Source organism: Pseudomonas sp. 1 R 17 (assembly GCF_900067035.1).
Lineage (GTDB): Bacteria > Pseudomonadota > Gammaproteobacteria > Pseudomonadales > Pseudomonadaceae > Aquipseudomonas > Aquipseudomonas marginalis.
In genome coordinates this window covers 1-25,197 of sequence record NZ_FKLB01000018.1, presented here as the reverse complement: position 1 = coordinate 25,197, position 25,197 = coordinate 1, and the positions used below count along the sequence as shown (strand labels likewise).

Sequence of the window (25,197 nt, the reverse complement as noted above, 5' to 3'; positions counted from 1 at the left end):
GTCGACTATAGGGAAGTACTGGGATGTCGTCAATGTCATTGTCATCGACAGCTACGTGCGCCGTCCAGCCAGAGATGGCTGCGGCGGCGCAGATTGCGGGCTTGGAGCCTATTCTCTTTATGGGAGCTGTACCCGAGATGCGCCACCTTCAAGCCTTGCGAGCGTCTCTTTCAGAGGCAAGAATTGCGACGTATGAGTCGGCCACTGTGGGTGCGGGTTTGCCAATAGAGCGTGCAGTAGAGCTTTATGCATGGAATGCGCAAGTATCCGGTGTCTTTCTGATCCCCTTACATATCTGCGAAGTGGTTGTACGAAATGCTGTCTCCGAGGCGCTGATTCTTAGATACGGGTCTGAATGGCCGTGGAGTGTTGGCCTGTTGCGCAGCCTTCCTACTGGCGCAGGGGCGAGATACGACGCGAAGATGGACCTGGGTCGAACCCGTGAAAAGCACCGAACAACGGGTGGCGTTGTTACAGAGCTCAAAAATGTATTTTGGGAAAAACAATTCACCAAGCGAAATGATCAGCGGCTATGGGAGCCCTATCTTTTCCAATTGTTTCCCAACCTTGATCCCAGTGGATCAGTGAAACTCCATCGACAGCGAATTGCTTGCGACTTGGAGACGATACGCCACCTGCGAAATCGAATTGCCCATCACGAGCCTATTTTCAATCGCAATCTCCACAGCGATTTACAGAAAATTTGTGAGCTGGTCGAGTTCCGTTGTTCTGATACGGCATCCATGATGCTCCAGGCTCAGCGTGTAATGGAGGTTCTGAAAGCGCGACCGTTTTGAGTCGTGCATTAGAAAGGGCATTGTTATCATTCCCGACCTATTCGGGAGCCAGTATGAATTCGTTGCCCATTGATGATGTTTTACCCGCCCTGCGTGACGCCTTGGCGAATCGCCATGAAGCCGTGCTGGAAGCGCCGCCCGGCGCCGGTAAAACCACCCGCGTGCCCTTGGCCTTGTTGAATGAGCCTTGGCTGGCGGGGCAGACCATCCTGATGCTCGAACCCCGGCGCCTGGCCGCCCGTGCCGCCGCGGAACGCCTGGCCAGCGAACTGGGGGAGAAAGTCGGTGAAACCGTCGGCTATCGCATCCGTCTCGACAGCAAGGTCGGGCCCAACACGCGCATCGAAGTGGTCACCGAAGGCATCCTCACCCGTCGTTTGCAGGACGATCCGGCACTGGACGGTGTCGGTCTGCTGATCTTCGACGAATTCCACGAGCGCAGCCTCGACGCCGACCTGGCACTGGCCTTGAGCCTGAACGGCCGCGACCTGTTTCGCGACGAGCAACCGCTGAAAATCCTGCTGATGTCCGCCACCCTTGAAGGCGAGCGCCTGGCCAGCCTGCTGGACGATGCGCCGATCCTGCGCAGCGAGGGGCGCATGTTCCCGGTGCAGATGCGTTGGGGGCGGCCGTACCAGGCCGGTGAATTTATCGAGCCGCGCGTGGTGCAAACCATCCTCGAAGCCCTGCACGATGAAACCGGCAGCGTGCTGGTGTTCCTGCCGGGCCAGGCGGAAATTCGCCGGGTCAACCAGAAACTGGCCGACGCCCTGGGGAATAGCCCTGACGTGTTGCTCTGCCCGCTGCATGGCGAGCTGGACCTCAACGCCCAGCGCGCGGCCATCGATCCGGCACCGGCCGGTAAACGCAAAGTGGTGCTCGCCACCAACATCGCCGAGACCAGCCTGACCATCAACGGCGTGCGTGTGGTGATCGATGCCGGGTTGGCGCGGGTGCCGCGTTTCGACCCCGGCAGCGGCATGACCCGCCTCGACACCCAGCGCATCTCCCGCGCCAGCGCCACCCAGCGCGCGGGCCGGGCCGGGCGGTTGGAGCCGGGGGTGTGTTATCGGTTGTGGTCCGAAGACCAGCATGAAGGGCTGGCCGCGTATGGCAGTGCGGAAATCCTCGCCGCCGACCTCGCTGGCCTGGCCTTGCAGCTGGCGCGCTGGGGCGTCACGCCCCCACAGCTCGTGTGGCTCGATGTGCCACCCACCGCCGCCTATGCCCAGGCCCAGGATTTGCTGGTACGCCTCGGGGCCTTGAATGACGAAAAACTCACGGCACATGGCCAGAAGATGGCCGAGCTGCCGGCCCATCCACGCATCGCCCATTTGTTGCTGCGCGGGCAGGACCTGGGGCTGGCGGCCACGGCCTGTGATGTCGCGGCACTGTTGGGCGAGCGCGATATTTTGCGTGGTGGCGGCGCGGATTTGCACAGCCGCCTGGCGCTGATGTCCGGTGAAGAGCGTGCGCGCGGTACTCAAGGCGGCGTGCAACGCGCCAAGCAACTGGCGCGGCAATACCGTGGCCATTTGAGAGGCCAGGCGACCCGGCCGGTGGCCGACCCCGACCACCCGCGCTGGCTCGGCGCCTTGCTGGCGCTGGCCTACCCGGACCGTGTCGCCCAGCAACGTCGCCCCGGCGGTGCCGAATATCGCCTGGCCAATGGCCGCGCGGCATTATTCGCCGAGGCCGACAGCCTGATGAAACAACCTTGGCTGGTGATCGCCGACCTCGGCAGCCGCCAGGGCCAGCGTGAAGAGCGTATTTATCTGGCGGCGGACTTCGATCCGGCGCTGTTCGACACGGTGCTCGCGGAACAAGTGCGCAACGTCGATCAACTGGACTGGGACGAGCGCGAAGGCGTGCTGCGCACCGAACGCCAGCGCAAAGTCGGTGAACTGGTGCTCAGCCGCGAACCGCTCACCGGCCTCGACGAAGCCGCGCGCAGCCAGGCGCTGGTCAACCTGGTGCGGCGCAAAGGCCTGGAGCTGCTGCCCTGGACCCCGGAACTGCGCCAATGGCAATCCCGCGTCCTGCTGTTGCGCCAGTTGGACGCCGGCAAAACCAGCGAATGGCCCGACGTCAGCGACAGCGCCCTGCTCGCCGGCCTGGAGCACTGGCTGATGCCCTACCTGGGCAAAGTCTCGCGCCTGAGTCACTTCGCCAACCTGGATATCTCCAGCTACCTGCACAACCTGCTGCCCTGGCCGCTGCCCCAGCGCCTGGACGAACTGGCACCGCAGCATGTGAAGGTGCCATCGGGTTCATCGGTGCGGTTGGACTACAGCGAACAGCCGCCGATCCTGGCGGTGCGCTTGCAGGAACTGTTCGGCCTGGCCGACACCCCGCGCATTGCCGGCGGGCGCCAAGTGGTGAAGTTGCACCTGCTGTCCCCGGCGCGGCGGCCGGTGCAGGTGACCCAGGATCTGGCGAACTTCTGGCGCAGTACCTACGCCGAAGTGAAGAAGGATCTGAAGGGCAGGTATCCCAAGCATTACTGGCCGGATGATCCGCTGATAGCCGAGCCGACCGCGCGGATCAAACCCCGAAAGTAAGCGTGGCAGAGATTCAAATGTGGGAGGGGGCAAGTCGAATCGTCGCACCGGCCCTCCCACATTAATCTTGTTGTGTGGGTTATTGCGCGGCGGGCAACAGGAACCGCGCAATCACCGGCAGATGGTTGGAAATACGCAACGTATCCTCCTGCCGCACCTTGGCCTCCACCCGCTTGATCCGCGGGCTGTAGAACAGGTAATCGACGGTGCGATCCGGGCCATCGATGCTCGGGTCATTGGGAAAGTACGTCAGCCATTTCTCACGATCAATCCCACTGGATTGGCTGTTGCTCGGGATCATCGGGTACTTGTCCCACAGTAAATGCAGCTCGCTGTCCGGCGAATACTGCCCGCGCTTACCCGCCTCCAAACGCAGGAACTGCCCCAGGGGCAGCAGGTTGAAATCGCCGCCGATCAGCCAGGGCGTGCCACGGCCTTCGAATTTATCCAACAGCTTGACCGTGCTGATGACCTGTTCCTGCACCGCACTGCGCCCCGGCGCGTCGCCATCCAGGCGGGTGTTGAGCACCGCCAGTTGGCCGCCATCGCTCAGCGGCAGGTAGGCCAGCAGCAAGGCCGGCTTGGGTTGGAACTGGCTGCTGATGATATTGGCCTCGGGCGCCGGCAATTGCAGGCGTTCGGCGTGTTCGATCTGGTAGCGGCTCAGGGTGGCCAGCTTGCGGCCGACGCTGCCGAAGATATGCCGGTCGGGCACGAAGTCGGCTTTCCAGTCGAAGGCCTGGGCACTGCACGGGTAGAGGTCGACCAGGCGCTCCTGCAAAAGCGCCAGTTGGTCCTGATAGTGGGAAGGCTTGGCGTTTTCGTCGAGTTCCTGCAACAGCAGGATGTCGGGTTGTTCATCGCGAACCACCCGCGCCACTTCGTCGAGGCTGGCGGCCATGTCCTCTACGGTGGGGCGGTCGTCCGGGCCGCTGCCGTCGGCAGTGTCGTACCAGAACACGTAGTTCTTGCCGGCCAGGTATTGCACGTTCCAGGTCATGACCTTGAGCGCCTGCCCGGGCAACAGGGTTGGCGCACGGGGCGCGACGCAACTGACGGGCAGGGTCTCCTTGGCGGCGGGGCGCCAGGTCAGGCTGTAGATCAGGGCCGTCAGCAGGCCTGCGACGATCAGCAGGCCCAGCAGGGTGATGCGCAATAAACGGGTCATCGGCTCGGCTTATGGCGTTTCAGGAGTGGCGTGGAGCATATCACCGCGCGTCGGCATCGCCACCGATCAGCATGAATAAACGGAACAGCACCACGCTGGTGAACAGTTGCAGGAAGCTGTGGGCGCTGTCCATCAACAGCCCCAGCAGCGGCGCGGGGTTGGGATAGGCCGCGACGCTGGCGCCCTTGAGCAGCCACAGGGGCGTCATGACACACAGCAGGCACACCAGGATTCGCCAGAAATGCCCACGGGTCAGGCGCAGACTTTCCTTCATCGCCTCCAGCGCCGGCATGCCGCGCAATACCAGCAGGTACTCGGCGAACGCCAACACCACCATCAGCCACAGGCCCGGCAGGAAATACAGCGACAGGCCCAGCAGAATCAGGAGGGTACTCATGGCGGTCAGCAGGGCGAAGCGCGGCCACAGGGTCAGGGCCATGGCCCAGATGTCCTTGGTGCGCGGCGACTCGCCACGGGTGCGGGCGTCGAGAAACAGGATCAAGGCACCGGTGTACAGCGGGTACACCAGCAAGCCCACCACCACGCTGTAGCCGGTGAACGCATCCGCGCCGAGCGTGTGGTCGAGCAGCTGTTGCAACAGGGCTTCGAGGATCACCAATGGCAGGCACAGTTGGACGATTGCGCCCAGGTTGCCTCGGGTAAAACGGAAGGAGTCACGCAATACGTCTAACGGATTCATCGGGTTCATCGCAGGCCTGAAAGCAAGGGCAACACTTTAACCGATCATGGCCAGCGGTAAGCAAATGTAAACCTTGAGTAAAGACCATTGAAACAACTCGTAACACCCCCATAACGGTTAAGCACCTGGCCTGATCACAGGCAAGGCCACGATTTCTACCGGCAATCTAACGAGGTCGCCATGAACAGCGAAGAGCAAACCCTGATCGATGGACTGTTTTCACGGTTGCAGCAAGCCGAAACGGACTCAGCCCCCCGCGACGCCCAGGCCGAAGCGCGGATCAAGGAGCATATGACTCGCCAACCGGCCGCCGGGTACTACATGACCCAGTCGATCCTTGTTCAGGAACACGCGCTCAAGAGTCTCGACGCGCAGAACAAGCAACAGGTGCAGCAGATCCAGCAATTGCAGGATGAGTTGCAGCGGGCCAAGTCCGCACAAGCGGCTCCGGCGAGCAGCGGTGGTTTCCTGTCGAGCATCTTTGGCGGTGGTTCCCGTGACCCGCAACCGGCCCAGAGCGCTCCGGCCTCTTCCGGCGGCGGCTGGCGTGAACCGGCGCGGCCGTCCTTTGGCCAGCCAGCGCCGCAACAGAACTATCAGCAGCCGCAGCAACCGGCCGCCGCCCCCATTGGCAGCGGGTTCCTCGGTGGCGCGATGAAAACCGCCGCGGGCGTGGCCGGTGGTGTGTTGCTGGCCGAAGGCATCAGCAGCCTGTTCAACCACAACTCGCAACAGCCGCAGGTGGTGGAAGAGATCATCCGTGAAGAGCCGGCGCCCGCCAGTGACAACGGCAACTGGGGCAACGACGACCAGAAGTTCGCCGGCAATGACAGCTGGGGCAGCGACAATGCCTCGGACAGCTTTGCCGACAGCGACTATTCCGACGATTCCTCTTCCTTCGGCGACGACGATTCCTTTGTCTGACCCTTCCGGCCCGGGGCGCTGAGCCGCCCCGGTCTGATTTTTCCCGGCAACCTTCTCGCGGCTGGCATACTGGCACCCTTTCCGGGCCCTGGCGCCTGGCTGTCATGGGGAAGTGCGGTGAAGAAAATTGCAGTGTTCGCCGATGTACAAAACCTCTACTACACCGTCCGCCAGGCCTATGGTTGCCATTTCAACTACGCCGCCCTGTGGGCTGATATCAGTTCGCGTGGGCAGATCGTCGAGGCCTATGCGTATGCCATCGACCGCGGTGACAGCAAGCAGCAGCAGTTCCAGCAGATCCTGCGCAACCTGGGGTTCACGGTAAAGCTCAAGCCGTATATCCAGCGCAGCGACGGTTCGGCCAAGGGTGACTGGGACGTGGGCATCACCATCGACATCATGGACGCCGCCGACCACGTCGACGAAATTGTGCTGGCCTCCGGTGACGGCGATTTCGACATGCTGCTCGACCGCATCATCCACAAGCACGGCGTCGAAGCCGTGGCCTACGGTGTACCGGGGCTGACGGCCAACTCATTGATACGTGCCGCCAGCCGCTACGTGCCGATCGAAGGCGCGTTGCTGCTCAAATAAGCACAGCGGCTTAATAAATAAAGGGTTAGACGGAGTTGGAACAGGTTTGGAACGTATAGCGGTCATCGACTTTGAAACCACCGGCATCACCCCGAGCAGCCACTGCCGGGCCACGGAAATCGCGGTGGTTATCCTCGAGCGCGGCCAGATCGTGGACCGCTACCAGAGCCTGATGAACGCCGGTGTGCGCGTGCCCGGTTTTATCGAGCAACTCACCGGCATCAGCAACGCCATGCTGCGCAGCGCCCCGCCGGCCGAGCGGGTGATGAACGAAGTCAACGAATTCGTCGGCACCACGCCGCTGATGGCGCACAACGCCGCGTTCGACCAGAAGTTCTGGGATTTCGAACTGGGCCTGATCCGCCGCACCCGCCTGCAAAAATTCGCCTGCTCCCTGCTGCTGGCCCGCCGCCTGATGCCGGCTGCGCCCAACCACAAGCTCGGCACCCTCAACGCCTACGCGAAACTGCCCCACACCGGCCAGGCCCACCGCGCGCTGGCGGATGCGGAAATGGCCGCCAACCTCACGGCGCACCTGGCCCAGGAACTGCGGCGTACCCATGGCTTGCGCGAACTGTCCCACGACCTGCTGTGCACCCTGCAGAAAGTGCCGGCGGCGAAGATCAATGAGCATCTGAAGAAACATCGCGGGTTCTGATAGAACCACGCCGTTCAAAAAAATGTGGGAGGGGGCTTGCTCCCGATGGACATAGGTATCTAAACAACTTTGGCTCAACGCTCAACGCCCGGCAGATAGAGCTGTTGTGGTGAGCGGGCTTGTCCCGCGTTGGGCTGCGTAGCAGCCCCAGTAGAGAAGAACGCGGTGTATCAGACACTCTGTAGAGGCTGGTTTTGGGGCTGCTTCGCAGCCCAACGCGGGACAAGCCCGCTCGCCACAGGGAGATTTGTCAGGGTCTGGAAGGTTGTGTAGATACCCATGCCCCGATGGCGGTAGATCAGGCAACCGTTTTGCCATTGACCTCCAACTGCCCCAACGGCACCCGCCGCTCGATCGCGCTCGACAAAATGATCGAGGTCTTGCTGAACCCGAATTTCGCCAGCCGATTGATCAAGTTCTCCAACTCCGGCATCGAGCCCACCGCCGCTTGCATGATCACGCACGGATCGCCCGTTACCCGGTGGCATTCGGTCAACTCCGGGATTTCGGCCAGTGCGTCATAGACCTTCTGGTTGCCGTGGTTGGTCAGCCGCAGTTCGATCACGCACTGAATCGGCAAGCCCACTTTCGAAAAATCCACCTTGGCCTGGTACCCGGTGATCACCCCGCTGGCTTCCAGCTTGGCCACGCGTTCGGCCACGGCGGGGGCGGAGAGGTTTACCGTGCGGGCCAGTTGCGCGTAGGAGGCGCGGCCGTCTTCGAGCAGGGCGCTGAGGAGCATGCGGTCGTATTTGTCCATCGGAAGGCTCCAGTTGCGCGTGGCTTTCGAAAGCATGGTTTATAGCCCTCATAACCATGTTTTGAAAAGTGTATGGGCGGTTTAAACAGGTTTTGTAACTTATGTTTAACAACCTGCCTTTTTAGAATAAGCCTCTCTTATCTCTGCCTTCGAGCCGCCCAATGCCTGGCACACGTCGCTTTCCCTTACCGTTGATCGCCGCCTTTTTTGCACTGTATGTGATTTGGGGTTCCACCTACCTGGTGATTCGCATCGGCGTTGAATACTGGCCACCGCTGATGCTGGGCGGCATTCGCTTTTTGCTGGCGGGTGCGGCGATGTATGGCTTTTTGCGTTGGCGTGGGGCGCCGGCGCCGACCTGGGAGCAGTGGAAGGCTGCTGCCAAGATCGGTATTTTGCTGCTGACCTTCGGCAATGGCGCGGTGAGTGTGGCCGAGCACACTGGGGTGTCGTCCGGCGTGGCGGCTCTGGCGGTGGCGACCGTGCCGTTGTTCACCTTGCTGTGTGGGTATTTCTGGGGCGCGCGCAATACCCGGCTGGAATGGGCCGGGGTGATCCTGGGCATGATCGGTATCGCCATGCTCAACATGGGCAGCACATTGCAGTCGAGCCCCATGGGCGCTGCTTTGTTGTTGTTTGCAGCAGCGTCGTGGGCGTTTGGTTCGGTGTGGAGTCGGCGCCTGCCGTTGCCGCCGGGCGCTATGGCCAGTGCCGCAGAAATGCTGGTGGCCGGGGTGACACTGTTGATCGCCAGCGCGCTGACCGGTGAGCGCCTGCAAGCCATGCCGCCGCTGGAAGGCTGGCTGGCCCTGGCTTACCTGGCCGTGTTCGGCTCGATCATCGCCTTCAACGCCTATATGTACCTGCTCAAGCACGTACGCCCGGCAGCCGCGACCAGCTATGCCTACGTCAACCCTGCCGTCGCAGTGTTGCTGGGGATTGTGTTCATCGGCGAGACCATCGGTCTGGAAGAGGCCCTGGCCATGCTGGTGATTATCAGCGCCGTGCTGTTGATCAGCCTGCCCCAGTGGCGAAAGCCCAAGCCGGAAATAAGGTAAACTGCCGCGCATTACGCCCTTGCGCTGAATTTTTCCTACGGTAACTACATGACTTTCGCCACACTTGGCCTGATCGAACCCTTGCTGCGCGCCCTTGAGACGCTCGGCTACCAGACCCCGACGCCGGTGCAGGCGCAAGCCATTCCGGCGGTGCTCGCCGGTCGCGACCTGATGGCCGCGGCCCAGACCGGCACCGGCAAGACCGCCGGTTTCGCCGTGCCGCTGCTGCAACTGCTGACCATGGAAGGGCCGAAAGTCGCCGCCAACTCGGCGCGCGCGCTGATCCTGTGCCCGACCCGTGAGCTGGCCGAGCAGGTTCACGCCAGCGTTGCCGAATACGCCCAGCACCTGCCGCTCACCACCTACGCGGTGTACGGCGGCGTGAGCATCAACCCGCAGATGATGAAGCTGCGCAAGGGCGTCGACATACTGGTCGCCACGCCGGGCCGCCTGATCGACCTGTTCCGCCAGAACGCGCTGAAACTCAACCAGCTGCAAACCCTGGTGCTGGACGAAGCCGACCGCATGCTCGACCTGGGCTTCTCCGAAGAACTGGCGAACATCTACCGCATGCTGCCGAAAAAGCGCCAGACGTTACTGTTCTCCGCGACCTTCTCCGATGACATTCGCCTGCTGGCCGGGCAGATGCTCAACGACCCGCTGACCATCGAAGTCAGCCCGCGTAACGTCGCCGCCAACACCGTCAAGCAATGGGTAGTGCCGGTGGACAAGAAGCGCAAGGCGGAGCTGTTTGTGCACCTGATGCGCAAAGGCCGCTGGAAGCAGGTGCTGGTGTTTGCCAAGACCCGTAACGGCGTGGATGCGCTGGTGGATAAGTTGCAGGGCCTGGGCATCAACGCCGATGGCATCCATGGCGACAAGCCGCAAGCCACGCGCCAGCGCGCGCTGGACCGTTTCAAATCGAGCGAAGTGCAGATCCTGGTCGCCACCGATGTAGCGGCCCGTGGCCTGGATATCGAAGACCTGCCGCTGGTGGTCAACTTCGACCTGCCGATCGTGGCGGAGGACTACATCCACCGCATCGGCCGGACCGGTCGCGCGGGTAACACCGGTGAGGCGATTTCCCTGGTGTGCGCCGATGAAGTCAACATGCTGTCGGCCATCGAGATGCTGACCCGCCAGACCTTGACCCGCAAGATGGAACAGGATTTCGAGCCGGAACACCGCGTGCCGGATACCGATGCCAGCGGTCAGGTGGTGAAGAAGCCGAAAAAACCGAAGAAGCCCAAGGCGTCCGGTGGTGGCGGTGGTAAACGCAACCTCGGCAAGTGGGTGGACAGTGGTGAAGTGGCGCCGTCGGAGCCTTCGATCAAGCCGGTGCGTAAGGTGCCGGTGTTTAATACCGGGCCGCGTAAGAAGAAGTGATTTTGCGGGGTGGCTGATGGCCTCATCGGGGGCAAGCCCCTCCCACATTTTGAATGTATTCACAAATCAAACTGTGGGGGCTTGCCCCCGATGGCGGCTTTGAATCCACCGCAGATCTCAGCGGTTGAGCCACTCCAACATCCCCCGCCCAGCCGCTCTGCCACTGGCAAAACACCCCGTCAGCAAATACCCCCCGGTCGGCGCTTCCCAGTCCAGCATCTCCCCCGCACAAAACACCCCCGGCAATTGCTTGAGCATCAGCCGCTCATCCAACGCCTCAAAGGGCACACCGCCTGCGGTGCTGATGGCTTCATCCATCGGCCGTGTCTTCACTACTGTCAGCGGCAACGCCTTGATAGCCCCCGCCAACTGCGCCGGGTCGTTGAAGTGTTCGGCGGGTGCCAACTCGCGCAGCAGCGCCGCCTTGACCCCATCGAGGCCCAATTGACTGTGCAAATGCTTGCTCATCGAGCGTGAGCCACGCGGCTTGGTCAAGGCGTCCTGGACCTTGTCCAATGGCTTGCTCGGCAGCAAATCGATATGCACCGTCGCCGAGCCATTACGGTTGATCGCCTCACGAATCGGCGCCGACAGCGCGTAGATCAAACTGCCCTCGATACCGGTGGCGGTGATCACGCATTCGCCGAGTCGCGGCTTGTCATCCCCCAGGCCAATGGCGACGTTTTTCAACGGTGCGCCGGCGAATTTGCTGACCATCAATTCACTCCAGGCCGACACCTCGAAGCCGCAATTGCTGGGTTGCAGTGCCACGTAAGGCACGCCTTTATCCTCCAGCAGCTTGAGCCAGGCGCCGTCGGAACCCAGGCGCGACCAACTGCCGCCGCCCAAGGCCAACAGCACAGCATCGCTGTGAACAACTTTTTCGCCGTCCGGGCTGTGGATAAGTAGATCACCCTCGGCATTCCAGCCCACCCAACGGTGCCGGGTGTGGATAACCACACCCTGGTCGCGCAGGCGTTTGAGCCAGGCACGTAATAGCGGGGCGGCTTTCATATCGGTAGGAAATACACGACCGGAGGTGCCGACAAAGGTTTGAATACCCAGACCATGAATCCACTCGCACAACGCCTCGGCCCCAAACCCGCGCAGCATCGGCGCCATATTCGCGGCACGCTCGGCGTAGCGCGACAGGAACGCGGGGTACGCTTCGGAGTGGGTGATGTTCATGCCGCCCACGCCGGCCAGCAGGAATTTGCGCCCCACCGAGGGCATGCCGTCGTACAGGTCTACTCGCACCCCGGCCAGGCTCAAGACTTCGGCGGCCATCAGCCCGGCAGGGCCACCGCCGATGATGGTGACGTGTCGAGAGGAAATATCGGGCATGGGCAGGGCTACGATCGCGGAAATAGGCCGAGCATTCTACCCGAGGCGCGCGGCGCTGCCTGATCAAAAAACGTACAGCTTCCTACAGGCTATACGGATGCAGGCTTTCAGACGCTTACGCTCAAGTTATCCACAGGCCGTTCCACAGGCATTGTGGGTAACGCCCACACTTCAATGACACCCTGATGACGTCCACACCCGCTGCGCGCTGTGGTGCAGGATCCCGTGGCGGCGGGCCAGGGCCGGGCGATCCTTGCTGTAGCCGCCACCGATCACGCCCATCACCGGGATGTCGCGGCCCAGGCAATGGCGCATCACGCTTTCATCGCGGGCGGCCACGCCTGCGTCTGTCAGCTTGAGGTAACCGAGGGCGTCATCCTTGTGCACATCGACGCCGGCGTCGTAGAGCACCAGGTCCGGCTGGTAGAGCGGCAGCAGGTAGTTGAGGGCGTCGTCCACCACCGTGAGGTAGTCGGCATCGCCCATGCCCATGGGCAGCGGGATGTCCCAATCGCTCTGGGCTTTGCGCGCAGGGAAGTTCTTTTCGCAGTGCAGGGACACGGTGATTGCATCCGGCATGTCGTGGAGGATGCGCGCGGTGCCGTCGCCCTGGTGCACGTCGCAGTCGAAGATCAGCACGCGGTTGACCCGGCCGCTGGCCAGCAGGTAATGGCTGATCACCGCCAGGTCATTGAAGATGCAAAAGCCCGCCGGGTAGTCGTAGTGGGCGTGGTGGGTACCGCCCGCCAGGTGGCAGGCCAGGCCATGTTCCAGCGCCTGCTCCGCCGCCAGGATCGAGCCGCCGACCGCGCGCACGGTGCGCCGGGCCAGGGCTTCGCTCCAGGGCAGGCCAAGGCGCCGTTGGTCTTCGCGGGACAACTCGCCGCTCATGTAGCGTTCGATATACCCAGGTTCATGGGCGAGGGCCAGAATCTCCGGTGGGCACAACGATGGGCGCAGCAATTGGCTGTCCTCGGTCAGGCCGCTGGCCACCAGGTGGTCACGCAGCAGGCGGAACTTGTCCATGGGGAACCGGTGGTCTGCCGGGAACTCGGGGCTGTAGTCATCGTGGTAGATCAATGGCAAAGGCATGGGATTTTCTGACGGGGGTCTGCGAAGGATCTTACCAGCGCTGTACACTCACGCACATGGCAAGGGGAGGGGACCCATGGAGGAGATATTGCAATTGGAAAGCGCGCGCCTGGTCATGCGCCAGTGGCGCGATGCAGACCTGACGGAATTCGCGCGCATGTGTGCCGACCCGCAGGTGATGCGCTATTTCCCGGCCAGATTGAGCCACCTGGAAAGCGCCGCCCTGATCGGCCGGATTCGCGGCCACTTCGCCGAATACGGTTTTGGCCTGTGGGCCCTGCAACGCAAGGACACGGGTGAGTTCATCGGCCTGACCGGGTTGCAGAACGTCAGCTTCGAAGCGGGCTTTACCCCCGCAGTGGAAATCGGCTGGCGCCTGGCCCGTGAGCATTGGGGCCTGGGTTATGCCAGTGAGGCGGCCTGGACCGCGCTGCGCTGTGGTTTCGACCGTTTGCAGTTGGACGAAATCGTCGCCTTCACCACTCAAGCCAATCTGCCATCACAAAAAGTCATGCAGGCCATCGGTATGCATTACGATCCCCAGGCAGATTTTGCACACCCCAAGGTCGCAGCCGATGACCCGCTGCGCCCCCACGTTTTGTACCGCATCACCCGCGCCCAATGGTTGGACACGCTGCACGGATAAGCAGCCCGGAATGCCCTATCGATTGTTGTAGGAGTTGCTCTATGAGCCAAGTATTGGAAGATCTGGTGGACTTGCTGACCCTGGAGCCGATCGAGGAAAACCTCTTTCGCGGCCGCAGCCAGGACCTGGGTTTTCGCCAACTGTTCGGTGGCCAGGTGCTCGGCCAGTCGCTGTCGGCCGCCAGCCAGACCGTCGAAGAAGCGCGGCATGTGCATTCCCTGCATGGCTATTTCCTGCGCCCCGGCGATGCGAAGTTGCCGGTGGTGTACTCGGTGGACCGTGTACGCGATGGCGGCAGTTTCAGCACCCGCCGCGTGACGGCGATCCAGAAGGGCCACCCGATCTTCACCTGCAGCGCTTCGTTCCAGTACGACGAGGCCGGCTTCGAGCACCAGACCACCATGCCCGTGGTGGTCGGCCCGGAAAACCTGCCGTCGGAGCTGGAGCTGACCCAGCAGCGCGCGCACCTGATCCCCGAGCATATGCGCGACAAGCTGCTGTGCCCCAAGCCCATCGAAGTGCGCCCGGTCACCGAAAAAGACCCGTTCAACCCGCAGCCGTCCGACCCGGTCAAATACGTGTGGTTTCGCGCCGATGGTGCCCTGGCGGATACGCCGGCGCTGCACAAATACCTGCTGGCCTACGCCTCCGACTTCGGCCTGCTGACCACCTCGTTGCTGCCCCACGGCAAGACTGTTTGGCAGAAAGACATGCAGGTCGCCAGCCTCGACCACGCGTTGTGGTTCCACGCCGACCTGCGTGCCGATGACTGGTTGCTGTACGCCATGGACAGCCCATGGGCCGGCAATTCCCGTGGGTTCTCCCGCGGCAGCGTGTACAACCGCGCCGGGCAACTGGTGGCGTCGGTGACCCAGGAAGGTTTGATCCGCCATCGCAAGGATTGGGCATGAGCCTGACGGACGTTAAGCACTGGGTGTTCGACATGGACGGCACCCTGACGGTGGCGGTGCATGACTTTGCGGCGATTCGCGTGGCCCTGGACATTCCCCCCGAGGACGACATCCTCACTCACCTTGCCGCATTACCGGCGGACATCGCAGCGGCCAAGCACGCCTGGTTGCTGGAACATGAGCGCGAGCTGGCGCTGGGCTCCGTCGCGGCGGACGGTGCGGTGGAACTGGTGCGCGAGCTGGCCGGGCGCGGTTATCGCCTGGGCATTTTGACCCGCAATGCGCGGGAGTTGGCGCATATCACCCTGGAGGCGATTGGCCTGGCGGACTGCTTTGCCGTGGACGATGTGCTGGGGCGCGACGATGCGCCGCCCAAGCCCGATCCGGGTGGGTTGTTGAAATTGGCGGCGGCGTGGGATGTATCGCCGAGCGAGATGGTGATGGTCGGCGATTACCGTTTTGACCTGGACTGCGGCCGGGCGGCAGGGGCGCGGACGGTGTTGGTCAACCTGCCGGAGAACCCGTGGCCGGAGCTGGCGGATTGGCATGCTGCAGATTGCGCGGTACTGCGCCGGATGATTTAGGCCAGGCAATAGAGATCAAATGTGGGAGGTGCGGTTTCTTCAGTTAATGCTGGGAAAACAGTACCTTCTGGCCCTCGGGCGACGTAAACATCCTATCCCCGTCATGCCCCACCCCCGGCACTTCCACCAGCGTCTGGCGCAACTGCGGATGGCGCTGCTTGAGGTAGTCAAAGTAGTTGTGCCCGCGAATCAGCCGATACGCGCCCTGGGTCTCGGCTTCGCAGCTTTTATCCAGTGCCGGGTGGTTCGGGTCGGTGTCCTGCTGGCCCAGCAGGTAAGTGATGGTGCGTGATACGTAGGCCTGTTCCAGCTGCTCGGCGCTTTGGCCGTTGGCGTAGGCCGGCAGGTGCTGCATGCCGTACTTCCAGGCGTTGAAGCCCGGGCAACTGGCGGTCTCGAACTTCACCGGCCGCTGTGGGCTGAAGTAGGCATAGGACGAGGGGTTGGCCACCACATAACGCAGGCGGATGCCCTCGGTTTGCAGGGTCGGGTGCGCGTGGCCGGTGAGGGCGAAGCGCTGCACCACCTGGCCGCCGCCGGAATGGCCGGCGACCACGATTTCCTTCAGCGCCGGGAACAGCGTGCGGTTGCCCAGGTGCTTGATGATCTGGTCGAGGGCGCCGAAAGAGCTGATCTGGCCCGGGCCGGTCGAGGCGTCGCCGGCCATCCAGTCATTGCCCTTCCAGCGCAGCACCTGGTTGCCCAGGTGGTTGCGCTTCATGTCGGACCCGTTCAGAAACTGCGGCGCGATTACCAGGGTGTTGGCGGCGACGCCGGCGTGTTCGGCGGCATCCATTCCGCTTTGCAGGTAGGTCTGCGCATTACGCAGGCGCCCGTGCACGATGATCAACGCGCGGGTGACGTCGGGCAGTGGCTGGCGCCAGTCCTGGCTCAGGCCGAGGCTGAGATCGCCGGCCTCCAGATGAAAACGCTCGGGGCTGACCACCTTGACGCCATGCTCGGCGGCCCAGGCGGATGATGAGATGAGCAACAGGCCCAACAGCAGTCCCAATCGTTGATTCATTTATAGGCTCTTGGCAGCGAACGTGTCGCATTGAGTGATCTGGCCCTGGGCGAAGCCGGTCTTGAACCAGCGCACCCGCTGTGCCGAGGTGCCGTGGGTAAACGAGTCCGGCACCACGCGCCCCTGGCCCTGTTGCTGCAAACGGTCATCGCCGATGGCGTTGGCGGCGTTCAGTGCTTCTTCAATATCGCCCGGTTCCAGCCAGTTCAGGCGCTTTTGCGCACGGTTGGCCCACACACCGGCGAAGCAGTCGGCTTGCAGCTCCTGGCGCACCAGCAGGCCACCGTCGCCTTGCATCTGCCGGCCTTGCTGGCGTGCGGCCTGGATCTTCGACGAAATGCCCAGCAACGTTTGTACGTGGTGCCCGACTTCGTGGGCGATCACATAGGCCTGGGCGAAATCGCCGGCCGCCTGGAAGCGTTGGGACATTTCCCGGAAGAAATCCAGGTCCAGATAAACCTGCTGATCCGCCGGGCAATAGAACGGGCCGCTGGCCGAGGTGGCGCCACCACAGGCGGAATTGACCCGGCCACGGAACAGGATCAGTTTCGGGTTTTTGTAGACCAGGCCGTTTTCCTGGAACACCTGGCCCCAGGTGTCTTCGGTATCGCCCAGCACCGCGCGTACGAAGTCGGCCTGCTCATCGTTGGCCGGCGGCGCCTGGCGTGACTGCGTACTCACCGAGGGCGCCTGTTCCATCTGGCCGGTCAACTGGCCGAGGATCTGCATCGGGTCCTGGCCGGTCAGCCAGCCGATGCCGACGATCAGCACAATCGCGGTCAGGCTCAGGCCCTTGCCGCCGCCAAAGCGCATCCCGCCACCGCCGCCGCCACTGTCATCGCGGGCATCCACCACGTTGTCGCTGCGTCGGCCTTTTTTCCATAGCATGGGGCAATCCTCTGTGTGCTAACCGTGATTGAGTATGGTCGGTATTAACGGCAATAGCCTTCGCCGGTGGCGACGATCAGGCAGTCTTTTTTGTCCGCCAGCCATTTCAGCCCGGTCGCTTCTCCGTCGCCGGCGCGCAGCAATTGGGGGCCGTCCGGACGGGTGAAGGCGATGCCGTCTTCGGCCGCTTCACCCTTGAAGGTGCCCGAGTCGTCGGCGTCGAGGCCGTATTGCATGGTCAGGAGGTAATGGCCACGGCCGACGCTGTCGTCCTTGGCGATGGTCAGGTGCAGGCCTTCGACGCCGATCCATTTGCCGACCCATTTATCCGTGGGCGGGGTTTCGGGTACCAGGGTGGCCTGCACGGAAGGCGGCGCAGGTTTGGGCGCTGGCGTGGACGCCTGGTCGCAGGCGGTCAGCAGGGCAAGGGCAGAAAGAACAAAGAGGAATTTTTTCATAGCGACGAGGCCTTGGTTAAAAAGTATGCAATGCGCAGGCTAAGGTGCTGCGTTGGACTCGAATGCGGTGATTTAGTGCGCTGTTCGCCCGCTGTTTGGTTATGCTCTTGGGGCAGGCGCCAGCCCGGCTGCTAGATTACCGGGTTGAGCGCTGTTTCGTTCAGTGCTCAGCGTTCCGCTCGCCACGCAAGAGAATTCCATGACTGTCAGCACCCCCCTTTCCGGCGTCAACCATCCTTTCAAAGGCATTTTGCTGATCGTGTTGGCGACATTCCTGTTCTCCAGCCACGATGCCTTGTCCAAATACCTGGCCGGGTTCTACCCGATCGTGATGGTGGTGTGGGTGCGCTACGTGGTGCACACCTTGCTGATGGCCGGGATTTTCCTGCCGCAATCAGGGCTGCGCGTGCTGCGCAGTAAACGCCCGGGGATGCAGGTGGTGCGGGCCTTGTGCCTGTTGGGCACCAGCCTGTTTTTCACCACGGCGCTGCATTACATCCCGTTGGCGGAAGCCACGGCGGTGAACTTCCTCGCGCCGATCCTGGTGACGGCACTGTCGGTGCCGCTGCTTGGCGAACACGTGACACGCGGCCAATGGCTGGCGGTGATCTGCGGTTTCGTCGGCGTGCTGGTGATCATTCACCCAGGCGGTGAGTTGTTCACGCCCGCCGTGTTACTGCCGCTGTGCTCGGCGCTGTTCTTCTGCTTCTACCAACTGCTTACGCGCATCCTCAGCCAATACGACACGCCCACCACCAGCAACTTCTTCGCCGGGCTGTGCAATACCTTGGTGATGAGTGCGATGGTGCCGTTCTTCTGGCAGGTTCCCACGCTGTGGCATGGCGTGTTGATGCTGGCGCTGGGCACCTGTGGGATGACCGCGCACTTGATGCTGACCCAGGCGTTTCGCTTCGCGGCACCGGCCTTGCTGGCGCCGTTCGGCTATTGCCAGATCGTCTTCGCGGGGTTGTTGGGCTGGCTGGTGTTCAACCATACCCCCGATGTGACCACGGTGGTCGGCATCGGGGTGATCTGCATGAGCGGTCTGGCCGCTGCCTGGCAGCAGCGGCGCAGGTGATCAGGCGTCTACGGTCGGAATCTTGCGCGGTGCCATGAAGTACATCCAGGTCAGCGCAATGAAGTACATCGCCGGGATCAGGGTGAACAACACGGTGTAGTTGTTGTTGGTGACGGTGAGGATGTGACCGACGATCTGGGTCATGAACATGCCGCCGATGGCCGCGCACATGCCGCCGAAACCGAACACCGTGCTCATCATGTGCTTGGGCGTGTAGTCCATCACCAGGCTCCAGATGTTGGCGGTCCACGCCTGGTGCGCACCGATGGCCAGGGAGATGGCAAACACCGCGACCCACAGCTGGCTTGAGCCGGCCGCCATGATCACGCCGACGATGCAGCAGGCAAACAGTAGCATCGACAGCAACCGCGCCTTGATCGAGTTCATCCCACGGCCGATCAGGAATGACGACAGAATCCCCCCGCCCACACTGCCGAAGTCGGCGGTCAGATAGATGATGATCAGCGGGATACCCATCTGGGTCACGTTGATGCCCAGGTTGTATTGCTGGTTCAGGAACGGCGGCAGCCAATACAGGTAGAACCAGAACACCGGTGCGGTGAGTGCATAAGCGATGGCAAAGGCCCAGGTGCCGCGCATGCGCAGGATGCGGCTGAACGGTACGCCGGGTTGTTCCGGTTCGACTTCCCGTTGCACGTAGTCCAGTTCGGATTGTTTAACGCTCGGGTGGTCTTCCGGGTTGTAGTACTTCAAGCCCCAGAACACCAGCCAGATCGCGCCCAGCGACGCCATGCACAGGAACGCAGCCTGCCAGCCCCACACATGCAGGATCAACGGCAGCAGCATCGGCGTCATCATCGCGCCGACGTTGGTACCGGCGTTGAAGATACCGGTGGCCACCGCACGCTCACCGGCGGGGAACCACAGGCGGGTGGTCTTCACGCAGGCCGGGTAGTTGGCGGCTTCGGTCAGCCCGAGGATAAAGCGGCAGACCATAAAACCGACCGCCGAAGTGGCCAAGCCATGGGCGCCAGTGGCCAGGCTCCACAACAGTACGGCGCAGAAGAACACGCGCTTGACGCCCACGCGGTCGATCAGCCGGCCTTGCAGCACAAAGCCGATGGCGTAGCCGACCTGGAACCAGAAGTTGATGTTGGCGTAGTCCATCGCCGTCCAGCTCATTTCCTTGGCCAGGATCGGTTGCATCACGCCCAGGGCGGCGCGGTCGATGTAGTTGAGGGTGGTGGCAAAGAACACCAGGGCCAGCATGCCCCAGCGGGTTTTACCCACGGCCATGGCGCCGCGGATCTTGTCGCCGATGCCGGCGTGCGGGGTGCCCGGGCGCGCGGCCAGGGCGGAATTTTGCGAAGGCATGTGGTTGTACCCGTTTTTTGAAATTTTTATGAGGTGTTGTGGGTCTTCTTTTGGGTGTCGCTGCGTGATTGATGGTGCGCAGTGGCTAAAAAATCGTCAATTCGCCAAAGAGGCTTAGTGTTCGATAATCGCACCAAAAACTAACCGGTTCGTACATTTTAATTGCTGCGGGTAGTCTGGGGGCGAATAATTTGCCATAAACAACAATTGCCGGGAGTCACCCATGCAACGTTCCATCGCCACCGTGTCTTTGAGCGGTACCCTGCCGGAGAAGCTCGAAGCCATTGCCGCCGCCGGGTTCGATGGGGTTGAGATCTTCGAGAACGACCTGTTGTATTACGACGGCAGCCCTCGGGAAGTTAGGCAGATGTGCGCCGACCTCGGCATTGCCATCACCTTGTTCCAGCCGTTTCGCGACTTTGAAGGCTGCCGCCGCGATCGCTTGGCGCGCAACCTGGAGCGCGCCGAGCGCAAGTTCGACCTGATGCAGGAACTGGGCACCGACCTGGTGCTGGTGTGCAGTAACGCTTCGGCCGATTGCGTCGGGGATGAACGCATCCTGCTCGACGACCTCGGCCTGTTGGCCGAACACGCCGGCCGTCGCGGCCTGCGCATTGGTTATGAAGCGTTGGCCTGGGGCAAGCATGTGAACACCTGGCAGCAGGTGTGGAACCTGGTGCGCCAGGTCGATCACCCGAGCCTTGGGGTGTTGCTCGACAGCTTCCACACGCTGTCGCTCAAGGGCGACCCGAGTGCCATCGCGCAGATCCCCGGCGACAAGATCTTCTTTGTGCAAATGGCCGACGCGCCGATCCTGGCCATGGATGTGCTGGAGTGGAGCCGGCATTTTCGCTGCTTCCCCGGCCAGGGTGAATTCGACTTGGCGGGGTTCCTCGCGCCGATCATCAAGAGCGGCTACACCGGGCCGTTGTCCCTGGAAATTTTCAACGATGGCTTTCGCGCCGCCCCAACCCGCGCGAATGCGGCGGATGGCCTGCGCTCCCTGCTGTACCTGGAAGAGAAAACCCGCGAGCGCCTGCAACAGGAGGCCCCCGCGCAACCTGTCGAGATTCTGTTTGATACCCCGGCGGCCAGCGAATACGACGGTATTGAGTTCCTTGAGTTCGCCGTGGATGAAAACCTCGGCGCCAAGCTCACCCATTGGCTGGAACGCCTGGGTTTCGTCAAGGCCGGCCAGCACCGCTCCAAGAGCGTGAGCCTGCTGCGCCAGGGCGACATCAACCTGATCCTCAACTGCGAACCCTATTCCTTCGCGCATAACTTTTTCGAGGCCCATGGGCCGTCGTTGTGCGCCACGGCGATTCGGGTCAAGGACAGCGCCAAGGCCCTGGAACGGGCGGTGGCCTACAAGGGCCAGCCCTATCGCGGCCTGGTCGGGCCCAACGAGTTGGAGCTGGCGGCAGTACGTGCGCCGGACGGTAGCCTGATTTACCTGGTGGATCAGAGTGAGGGGGGGATCTACGACACCGACTTCAATCTGCAAGCGTCCAGCGCTGCCGGCGGTGGTTTGCTGCGCATCGACCATATGGCCATGGCCTTGCCGGCCGACAGCCTCGACAGCTGGGTGCTGTTCTACAAGAGCCTGCTGGATTTCGAAGCCGATGACGAAGTGGTGCTGCCCGACCCTTACGGCCTGGTGAAGAGCCGTGCGCTGCGCAGCCGTTGCAGCTCGATTCGCTTGCCGCTGAATATTTCCGAGAACCGCAACACCGCGATTTCCCACGCGCTGTCGAGCTATCGCGGCTCGGGTGTGCATCACATTGCCTTTGACTGCGCGGATATTTTTGCCGAAGTGCGCCGTGCCAAGGAGGCCGGGGTGCCGCTGCTGGATATTCCGCTCAACTACTACGATGACCTAGCCGCGCGCTTTGATTTCGATGATGAGTTCCTCAGCGAACTGGCGTACTACAACGTGTTGTACGACCGTGACGCCCAGGGCGGTGAGTTGTTTCATGTGTACACCGAGCCCTTCGAAGGACGGTTTTTCTTCGAGATCATCCAACGCAAGAACGGTTACGCCGGCTACGGCGCGGCCAACGTAGCGGTGCGCCTGGCGGCGATGGCCAAATCCCGCAGCGGCGCGGTGCGCCAGGCGCGTTTATAACGGTGGGCCAGGTGCTTCCTTCGTAAGACGCCTCGGCCCATAATCGCGGCCTGCACAATAAAAATGGCCGTGAGCGCACCATGACCTCAAGTCCCGAACTCCCCGCGGTGTCAGACGCACCGCGCAAGAGTCGTAAGAACAACCCGGAAAAGACCCGCGAGAACATTCTCCAGGAAGCCATCGTCGAGTTTGTTCAGCAGGGCCTGTCCGGCGCTCGCGTGGATGCCATCGCCGAGCGCATCCATACCTCCAAACGCATGATCTATTACTACTTCGGCAGCAAGGAGCAGTTGTACGTCGAGGTGCTGGAGAAGCTCTACGGCGATATTCGCAACACCGAAACGCGGATGAACCTCACCGCCCTGGAACCGCGTGAGGCGATCCGGCGGCTGGTGGAGTTCACCTTCGATCACCACGATCAGAACGTCGATTTCGTGCGAATCGTCAGCATCGAAAATATCCACAATGCCGAGTACGTGAAACGCACCGAAACCATCAAGGCGATGAACAGCAAAATCCTCGAGGGGCTAGGTGTGACGTTGCGCCGGGGCGCCGAGATGGGGCTGTTTCGCGAAGGGCTGGAACCGTTGGACGTGCACCTGCTGATCAACTCATTCAGCTTTTACCGGGTGTCCAACCGCCATACGTTCAGTGAGATCTTTCAGATCGACCTGTCGGATGAGGCGGTTAAACAACGGCATCGCGAGATGATTTGCGAATCGGTGCTGCGCTACCTGCAGGCCTGAGTACACCGCCTGACCCAATGGGGGAGGGCGCTTGCCCTCCCACATTTCAGCTGTTCATGCTCTTGAAGTGCGCGAGCATCCGCTGCGCATCCGGCACCTCGCCACTGAACAGTTCAAACGCCTTCACCGCCTGGAACACCGCCATGTTGCCGCCATCCAGGGTGCGGCAGCCCAAGGCGCGGGCATCGCGCAGCAGTTCGGTTTCCAGCGGGAAGTACACAATTTCAGCCACCCACAGTTCGGCTCTCAGCAGGGCCGCGGGCACCGGTGTGCCGGGCAGCTTGGCCATGCCCATGGGCGTGGTGTTGACCAAGCCATCGGCCTCGGCCATGGCGTTTTCAAGGTGGGTGCCGACCTGGGCGCGGCCGGCGCCGAAACGCTGGGCGAGGTTATCCACAAGGTCGCGGGCGCGGCTGGCGTCCACGTCGAAAATACTCAAGTGCTCCACACCTTCTGCCAATAGCGCATGTGCCACCGCTGCGCCGGCACCGCCCGCGCCCATCTGCACCACGCGTTGGCGCGGCACATCGTTGAGGTTGCGGCGAAAGCCTTCGGCAAATCCTAGGCAGTCGGTGTTATGGCCGATGCGCTTGCCGTCCTTGAACACCACGGTGTTGACCGCGCCGATGCCTCGGGCCTCGTCGGACAAATCATCGAGCAACGGCAGGATTGCCTGCTTGCACGGGTAGGTAATGTTCAACCCGGTGAAGTGCATCAACTCGGCAGCCTCCAGCAGGTCGGGCAGGGCGTTGATGTCCAGGTGCAGGGGCTCAAGGTCAATCAGGCGATACAGGTAGCGCAAGCCTTGGGCGTCGCCTTCCTGCTCATGCAGCGCAGGGGTGCGGGAAGCCTGGATGCCGGCGCCGATCAGGCCGGCGAGGATGCGCGGTTTCATCGGGCCGACCCCTTCAACAACTGGCTGAAATGTTCCAGGGCCAAGTGGTAGCCATGGCTGCCAAAGCCCGCGAGCACCGCCTTGGCGATGGGCGACACAAACGAGTGATGCCGAAACGCCTCGCGCGCATGCACATTGGATAAGTGCACCTCGATCACTGGCACTTCACTGGCCACCAGGGCATCGCGAATCGCCACCGAGGTGTGGGTCCAGGCTGCCGGGTTGATCACGATACCGGCGCAGCGGGCGCGGGCGCCGTGGATCCAGTCCAGCAGTTCGCCTTCGTGGTTGGTCTGGCGGAATTCGATTTTGAGCCCCAGTTGTTCGGCGCTGCGGCCGCACAGGGCAGCGACGTCGGCCAGGGTTTCATGGCCGTAGGTCGCGGGTTCGCGGGTGCCGAGCAGGTTGAGGTTGGGGCCGTTGAGCACCAGCACGATGGGCGGCATACGGGGGATCTCCACAGTTCTTGTTGGTTGTGGGGATAAAATGTACTGGTTAGTTAATTTGGTCAATTGATGACGGCAGATGTGTTCGATTACCGAACCGTTAATCAGACGTGTCCGGCGCGCGAATCAGATTAGATATCAATTGAAAATCATTCTCGACAACGCTTAAGATGCCCGCCTGTTTCCTTTACATTCCAGGGAGTCGGTTTGTCGGACGTGGATCTCAAAGGCCTGTTTCTCAAGCACGCCGATACCCTGCGCGGGTATCTGGCGCGCAAGGTACGGGACCCGCAGTTGGCGGCCGACCTGGTGCAGGAGAGCTTCCTGCGCCTGGCGGAAAAACCCGCCGGCGAGCGTATCGACAACTCCCAGGGCTATCTCTATCGAACGGCGAGCAATCTGCTGATCGACCATATTCGCCAGGAAGCGCGGCGCAAGACAGACTCCGTGCCCCATGAGGCGCTGGCCGAGATTGAAGATGAAGTGGCCGGGTTGGAGGCTCAGGCAATGGCGCAGCAACAGCGACAGGCATTGAAGCAGGCGTTGGCGCAATTGCCGGAACGCACCCAGCAGATCTTCCGTCTGAACCGTATAGAGGGCATGACCCACGCCCAGGTCGCCCGGCATTTGGATATCTCCGACAGCTCCGTGCAAAAGCACCTGGCCAAGGCGCTGGCATATGTGATGCAGCGCTTGCAGGACGGCGAGGTGGAGCCAGCCGACGAATGAATTACGGAAAAACCTCAGCTCAGACGTCACAGCGTCATATAACGAAAAATTCGAGATTCACACGTGAATAGCCAGGGTCCGCAACAGCACAGCATTACCGAGGAGGCCGCCGAGTGGGCGGTGCGCCTGCACGCCGGTGCCCTGACCGACCAGGAGCAGGCCGAACTGCGCCAGTGGATCGCCTGCGACAGCCGCCACGAAGCGGCGCTGCGCTTTGCCGAACAGACCTGGGCGGCGTTGGGCGAGGTGCATAAGGACGAGACCGTTCACCGCCAGCGCCCCGCGACCGC

At 62.2% G+C, this 25,197-nt stretch carries 26 protein-coding genes; 15 read left to right on the top strand and 11 right to left on the bottom strand.

The genetic code is table 11. From position 1 onward, the window contains the following. Positions 1 to 32 precede the first annotated feature (32 nt). Positions 33 to 797 carry a hypothetical protein gene (locus BFP99_RS02135; protein ID WP_235865611.1) on the top strand — a complete coding sequence of 255 codons (765 nt, stop codon included), beginning with the start codon at positions 33 to 35 and terminating at the stop codon, positions 795 to 797. 53 nt (positions 798 to 850) lie between these two features. Further along, the gene (gene hrpB, locus BFP99_RS02130; RefSeq protein WP_065946565.1) at positions 851 to 3,358 is read left to right on the top strand and encodes an ATP-dependent helicase HrpB; all 2,508 of its coding nucleotides are present in this window, start codon (positions 851 to 853) and stop codon (positions 3,356 to 3,358) included. A gap of 79 nt (positions 3,359 to 3,437) precedes the next feature. Here the strand turns inward: hrpB and BFP99_RS02125 are convergent, their stop codons facing one another. Together BFP99_RS02125 and BFP99_RS02120 are read right to left on the bottom strand one after the other, a co-directional pair. Further along, positions 3,438 to 4,526, bottom strand: a complete 1,089-nt coding sequence (locus tag BFP99_RS02125) for an endonuclease/exonuclease/phosphatase family protein (RefSeq protein ID WP_065946564.1) — start codon at positions 4,524 to 4,526, stop codon at positions 3,438 to 3,440. A 40-nt stretch (positions 4,527 to 4,566) separates the two neighbouring features. Beyond that, positions 4,567 to 5,226, bottom strand: coding sequence for a YciC family protein (locus tag BFP99_RS02120; protein ID WP_065946605.1), 660 nt, complete (start codon positions 5,224 to 5,226; stop codon positions 4,567 to 4,569). A 180-nt stretch (positions 5,227 to 5,406) separates the two neighbouring features. Between BFP99_RS02120 and BFP99_RS02115 the strand changes: the two genes are divergently transcribed. The 3 genes from BFP99_RS02115 (at position 5,407) to BFP99_RS02105 (ending at position 7,402) form a co-directional block, all read left to right on the top strand. Then, positions 5,407 to 6,150: a DUF2076 domain-containing protein gene (locus BFP99_RS02115; protein ID WP_065946563.1), complete on the top strand. Its 744-nt coding sequence runs from the start codon at positions 5,407 to 5,409 to the stop codon at positions 6,148 to 6,150. A 117-nt stretch (positions 6,151 to 6,267) separates the two neighbouring features. Continuing rightward, positions 6,268 to 6,744, top strand: coding sequence for an NYN domain-containing protein (locus BFP99_RS02110; protein WP_024077544.1), 477 nt, complete (start codon positions 6,268 to 6,270; stop codon positions 6,742 to 6,744). Positions 6,745 to 6,790: 46 nt separating this feature from the next. Beyond that, positions 6,791 to 7,402: a 3'-5' exonuclease gene (locus BFP99_RS02105; RefSeq protein WP_065924992.1), complete on the top strand. Its 612-nt coding sequence runs from the start codon at positions 6,791 to 6,793 to the stop codon at positions 7,400 to 7,402. A gap of 298 nt (positions 7,403 to 7,700) precedes the next feature. Here the strand turns inward: BFP99_RS02105 and BFP99_RS02100 are convergent, their stop codons facing one another. Continuing rightward, on the bottom strand, positions 7,701 to 8,162 hold the full coding sequence (locus BFP99_RS02100; RefSeq protein ID WP_065924993.1) for an Lrp/AsnC family transcriptional regulator: 462 nt from the start codon (positions 8,160 to 8,162) through the stop codon (positions 7,701 to 7,703). Positions 8,163 to 8,323: 161 nt separating this feature from the next. Here BFP99_RS02100 and yedA point away from each other — a divergent pair, with 161 nt between their 5' ends. Both yedA and BFP99_RS02090 read left to right on the top strand, forming a co-directional pair. Next, on the top strand, positions 8,324 to 9,220 hold the full coding sequence (gene yedA, locus BFP99_RS02095) for a drug/metabolite exporter YedA (protein ID WP_065924994.1): 897 nt from the start codon (positions 8,324 to 8,326) through the stop codon (positions 9,218 to 9,220). Positions 9,221 to 9,268: 48 nt separating this feature from the next. Then, positions 9,269 to 10,606, top strand: a complete 1,338-nt coding sequence (locus tag BFP99_RS02090) for a DEAD/DEAH box helicase (RefSeq protein ID WP_065924995.1) — start codon at positions 9,269 to 9,271, stop codon at positions 10,604 to 10,606. 117 nt (positions 10,607 to 10,723) lie between these two features. On the opposite strand, the gene BFP99_RS02085 is transcribed toward BFP99_RS02090, so the two are convergent. Both BFP99_RS02085 and BFP99_RS02080 read right to left on the bottom strand, forming a co-directional pair. Continuing rightward, a complete protein-coding gene (locus BFP99_RS02085; RefSeq protein WP_065924996.1) occupies positions 10,724 to 11,950 on the bottom strand; it encodes a TIGR03862 family flavoprotein in 1,227 nt (408 codons plus the stop codon). 171 nt (positions 11,951 to 12,121) lie between these two features. Then, the gene (locus tag BFP99_RS02080) at positions 12,122 to 13,042 is read right to left on the bottom strand and encodes a histone deacetylase family protein (protein WP_065924997.1); all 921 of its coding nucleotides are present in this window, start codon (positions 13,040 to 13,042) and stop codon (positions 12,122 to 12,124) included. Positions 13,043 to 13,118: 76 nt separating this feature from the next. Here BFP99_RS02080 and BFP99_RS02075 point away from each other — a divergent pair, with 76 nt between their 5' ends. The 3 genes from BFP99_RS02075 to BFP99_RS02065 are packed head-to-tail and all read left to right on the top strand — an operon-like array spanning position 13,119 to position 15,183. Then, positions 13,119 to 13,688, top strand: a complete 570-nt coding sequence (locus BFP99_RS02075) for a GNAT family N-acetyltransferase (protein ID WP_065924998.1) — start codon at positions 13,119 to 13,121, stop codon at positions 13,686 to 13,688. 41 nt (positions 13,689 to 13,729) lie between these two features. Further along, positions 13,730 to 14,599: an acyl-CoA thioesterase II gene (gene tesB / locus BFP99_RS02070; RefSeq protein WP_027605282.1), complete on the top strand. Its 870-nt coding sequence runs from the start codon at positions 13,730 to 13,732 to the stop codon at positions 14,597 to 14,599. Continuing rightward, positions 14,596 to 15,183 (top strand): HAD family hydrolase, encoded by a 588-nt coding sequence (locus BFP99_RS02065; RefSeq protein ID WP_065924999.1) that lies wholly within the window; start codon positions 14,596 to 14,598, stop codon positions 15,181 to 15,183. The genes tesB and BFP99_RS02065 overlap by 4 nt, the downstream gene beginning before the upstream one ends. Before the next feature lie 43 nt (positions 15,184 to 15,226). Here the strand turns inward: BFP99_RS02065 and BFP99_RS02060 are convergent, their stop codons facing one another. Genes BFP99_RS02060 through BFP99_RS02050 form a run of 3 tightly spaced genes read right to left on the bottom strand, consistent with a single transcriptional unit; the run spans position 15,227 to position 17,553 of the window. Further along, a complete protein-coding gene (locus BFP99_RS02060; RefSeq protein ID WP_065925000.1) occupies positions 15,227 to 16,207 on the bottom strand; it encodes a hypothetical protein in 981 nt (326 codons plus the stop codon). Further along, entirely contained in the window at positions 16,208 to 17,095 is an 888-nt protein-coding gene (locus BFP99_RS02055; RefSeq protein WP_065946562.1) for a KPN_02809 family neutral zinc metallopeptidase, read from the bottom strand. A 44-nt stretch (positions 17,096 to 17,139) separates the two neighbouring features. After that, on the bottom strand, positions 17,140 to 17,553 hold the full coding sequence (locus tag BFP99_RS02050) for a lipoprotein (RefSeq protein WP_065946561.1): 414 nt from the start codon (positions 17,551 to 17,553) through the stop codon (positions 17,140 to 17,142). A 199-nt stretch (positions 17,554 to 17,752) separates the two neighbouring features. Between BFP99_RS02050 and BFP99_RS02045 the strand changes: the two genes are divergently transcribed. Then, on the top strand, positions 17,753 to 18,631 hold the full coding sequence (locus tag BFP99_RS02045) for a DMT family transporter (protein ID WP_065925003.1): 879 nt from the start codon (positions 17,753 to 17,755) through the stop codon (positions 18,629 to 18,631). On the opposite strand, the gene BFP99_RS02040 is transcribed toward BFP99_RS02045, so the two are convergent. Next, on the bottom strand, positions 18,632 to 19,966 hold the full coding sequence (locus tag BFP99_RS02040; RefSeq protein ID WP_065925004.1) for an MFS transporter: 1,335 nt from the start codon (positions 19,964 to 19,966) through the stop codon (positions 18,632 to 18,634). A 223-nt stretch (positions 19,967 to 20,189) separates the two neighbouring features. On the opposite strand from BFP99_RS02040, the gene quiC reads away from it, so the two are divergent. Together quiC and BFP99_RS02030 are read left to right on the top strand one after the other, a co-directional pair. Continuing rightward, positions 20,190 to 22,091, top strand: coding sequence for a 3-dehydroshikimate dehydratase QuiC (quiC, locus tag BFP99_RS02035; RefSeq protein WP_027605288.1), 1,902 nt, complete (start codon positions 20,190 to 20,192; stop codon positions 22,089 to 22,091). A gap of 80 nt (positions 22,092 to 22,171) precedes the next feature. After that, positions 22,172 to 22,837, top strand: a complete 666-nt coding sequence (locus tag BFP99_RS02030; protein ID WP_027605289.1) for a TetR/AcrR family transcriptional regulator — start codon at positions 22,172 to 22,174, stop codon at positions 22,835 to 22,837. Between the two features lie 46 nt (positions 22,838 to 22,883). On the opposite strand, the gene BFP99_RS02025 is transcribed toward BFP99_RS02030, so the two are convergent. Together BFP99_RS02025 and aroQ are read right to left on the bottom strand one after the other, a co-directional pair. Continuing rightward, a complete protein-coding gene (locus tag BFP99_RS02025) occupies positions 22,884 to 23,732 on the bottom strand; it encodes a shikimate dehydrogenase (protein ID WP_065925005.1) in 849 nt (282 codons plus the stop codon). Beyond that, positions 23,729 to 24,178 carry a type II 3-dehydroquinate dehydratase gene (gene aroQ / locus BFP99_RS02020; protein WP_010206717.1) on the bottom strand — a complete coding sequence of 150 codons (450 nt, stop codon included), beginning with the start codon at positions 24,176 to 24,178 and terminating at the stop codon, positions 23,729 to 23,731. Before aroQ ends, BFP99_RS02025 begins: the two co-directional genes overlap by 4 nt. A 207-nt stretch (positions 24,179 to 24,385) precedes the next feature. Between aroQ and BFP99_RS02015 the strand changes: the two genes are divergently transcribed. Both BFP99_RS02015 and BFP99_RS02010 read left to right on the top strand, forming a co-directional pair. After that, complete coding sequence (locus BFP99_RS02015) at positions 24,386 to 24,907, top strand: RNA polymerase sigma factor (RefSeq protein WP_065946560.1); 522 nt, start codon at positions 24,386 to 24,388, stop codon at positions 24,905 to 24,907. Positions 24,908 to 24,970: 63 nt separating this feature from the next. Then, the coding region (locus BFP99_RS02010; RefSeq protein ID WP_141690742.1) for a FecR/PupR family sigma factor regulator at positions 24,971 to 25,197 on the top strand (227 nt) is incomplete at its 3' end.

Bases quoted from the DNA above. Each gene is read 5' to 3' on its own strand.
- BFP99_RS02135 (WP_235865611.1), top strand. From the start codon at position 33: ATGTCATTGTCATCGACAGCTACGTGCGCCGTCCAGCCAGAGATGGCT.
- hrpB (WP_065946565.1), top strand. From the start codon at position 851: ATGAATTCGTTGCCCATTGATGATGTTTTACCCGCCCTGCGTGACGCC.
- BFP99_RS02125 (WP_065946564.1), bottom strand. From the start codon at position 4,526: ATGACCCGTTTATTGCGCATCACCCTGCTGGGCCTGCTGATCGTCGCA.
- BFP99_RS02120 (WP_065946605.1), bottom strand. From the start codon at position 5,226: ATGAATCCGTTAGACGTATTGCGTGACTCCTTCCGTTTTACCCGAGGC.
- BFP99_RS02115 (WP_065946563.1), top strand. From the start codon at position 5,407: ATGAACAGCGAAGAGCAAACCCTGATCGATGGACTGTTTTCACGGTTG.
- BFP99_RS02100 (WP_065924993.1), bottom strand. From the start codon at position 8,162: ATGGACAAATACGACCGCATGCTCCTCAGCGCCCTGCTCGAAGACGGC.
- yedA (WP_065924994.1), top strand. From the start codon at position 8,324: ATGCCTGGCACACGTCGCTTTCCCTTACCGTTGATCGCCGCCTTTTTT.
- BFP99_RS02090 (WP_065924995.1), top strand. From the start codon at position 9,269: ATGACTTTCGCCACACTTGGCCTGATCGAACCCTTGCTGCGCGCCCTT.
- BFP99_RS02085 (WP_065924996.1), bottom strand. From the start codon at position 11,950: ATGCCCGATATTTCCTCTCGACACGTCACCATCATCGGCGGTGGCCCT.
- BFP99_RS02080 (WP_065924997.1), bottom strand. From the start codon at position 13,042: ATGCCTTTGCCATTGATCTACCACGATGACTACAGCCCCGAGTTCCCG.
- BFP99_RS02075 (WP_065924998.1), top strand. From the start codon at position 13,119: ATGGAGGAGATATTGCAATTGGAAAGCGCGCGCCTGGTCATGCGCCAG.
- tesB (WP_027605282.1), top strand. From the start codon at position 13,730: ATGAGCCAAGTATTGGAAGATCTGGTGGACTTGCTGACCCTGGAGCCG.
- BFP99_RS02065 (WP_065924999.1), top strand. From the start codon at position 14,596: ATGAGCCTGACGGACGTTAAGCACTGGGTGTTCGACATGGACGGCACC.
- BFP99_RS02060 (WP_065925000.1), bottom strand. From the start codon at position 16,207: ATGAATCAACGATTGGGACTGCTGTTGGGCCTGTTGCTCATCTCATCA.
- BFP99_RS02055 (WP_065946562.1), bottom strand. From the start codon at position 17,095: ATGCTATGGAAAAAAGGCCGACGCAGCGACAACGTGGTGGATGCCCGC.
- BFP99_RS02050 (WP_065946561.1), bottom strand. From the start codon at position 17,553: ATGAAAAAATTCCTCTTTGTTCTTTCTGCCCTTGCCCTGCTGACCGCC.
- BFP99_RS02045 (WP_065925003.1), top strand. From the start codon at position 17,753: ATGACTGTCAGCACCCCCCTTTCCGGCGTCAACCATCCTTTCAAAGGC.
- BFP99_RS02040 (WP_065925004.1), bottom strand. From the start codon at position 19,966: ATGCCTTCGCAAAATTCCGCCCTGGCCGCGCGCCCGGGCACCCCGCAC.
- quiC (WP_027605288.1), top strand. From the start codon at position 20,190: ATGCAACGTTCCATCGCCACCGTGTCTTTGAGCGGTACCCTGCCGGAG.
- BFP99_RS02030 (WP_027605289.1), top strand. From the start codon at position 22,172: ATGACCTCAAGTCCCGAACTCCCCGCGGTGTCAGACGCACCGCGCAAG.
- BFP99_RS02025 (WP_065925005.1), bottom strand. From the start codon at position 23,732: ATGAAACCGCGCATCCTCGCCGGCCTGATCGGCGCCGGCATCCAGGCT.
- aroQ (WP_010206717.1), bottom strand. From the start codon at position 24,178: ATGCCGCCCATCGTGCTGGTGCTCAACGGCCCCAACCTCAACCTGCTC.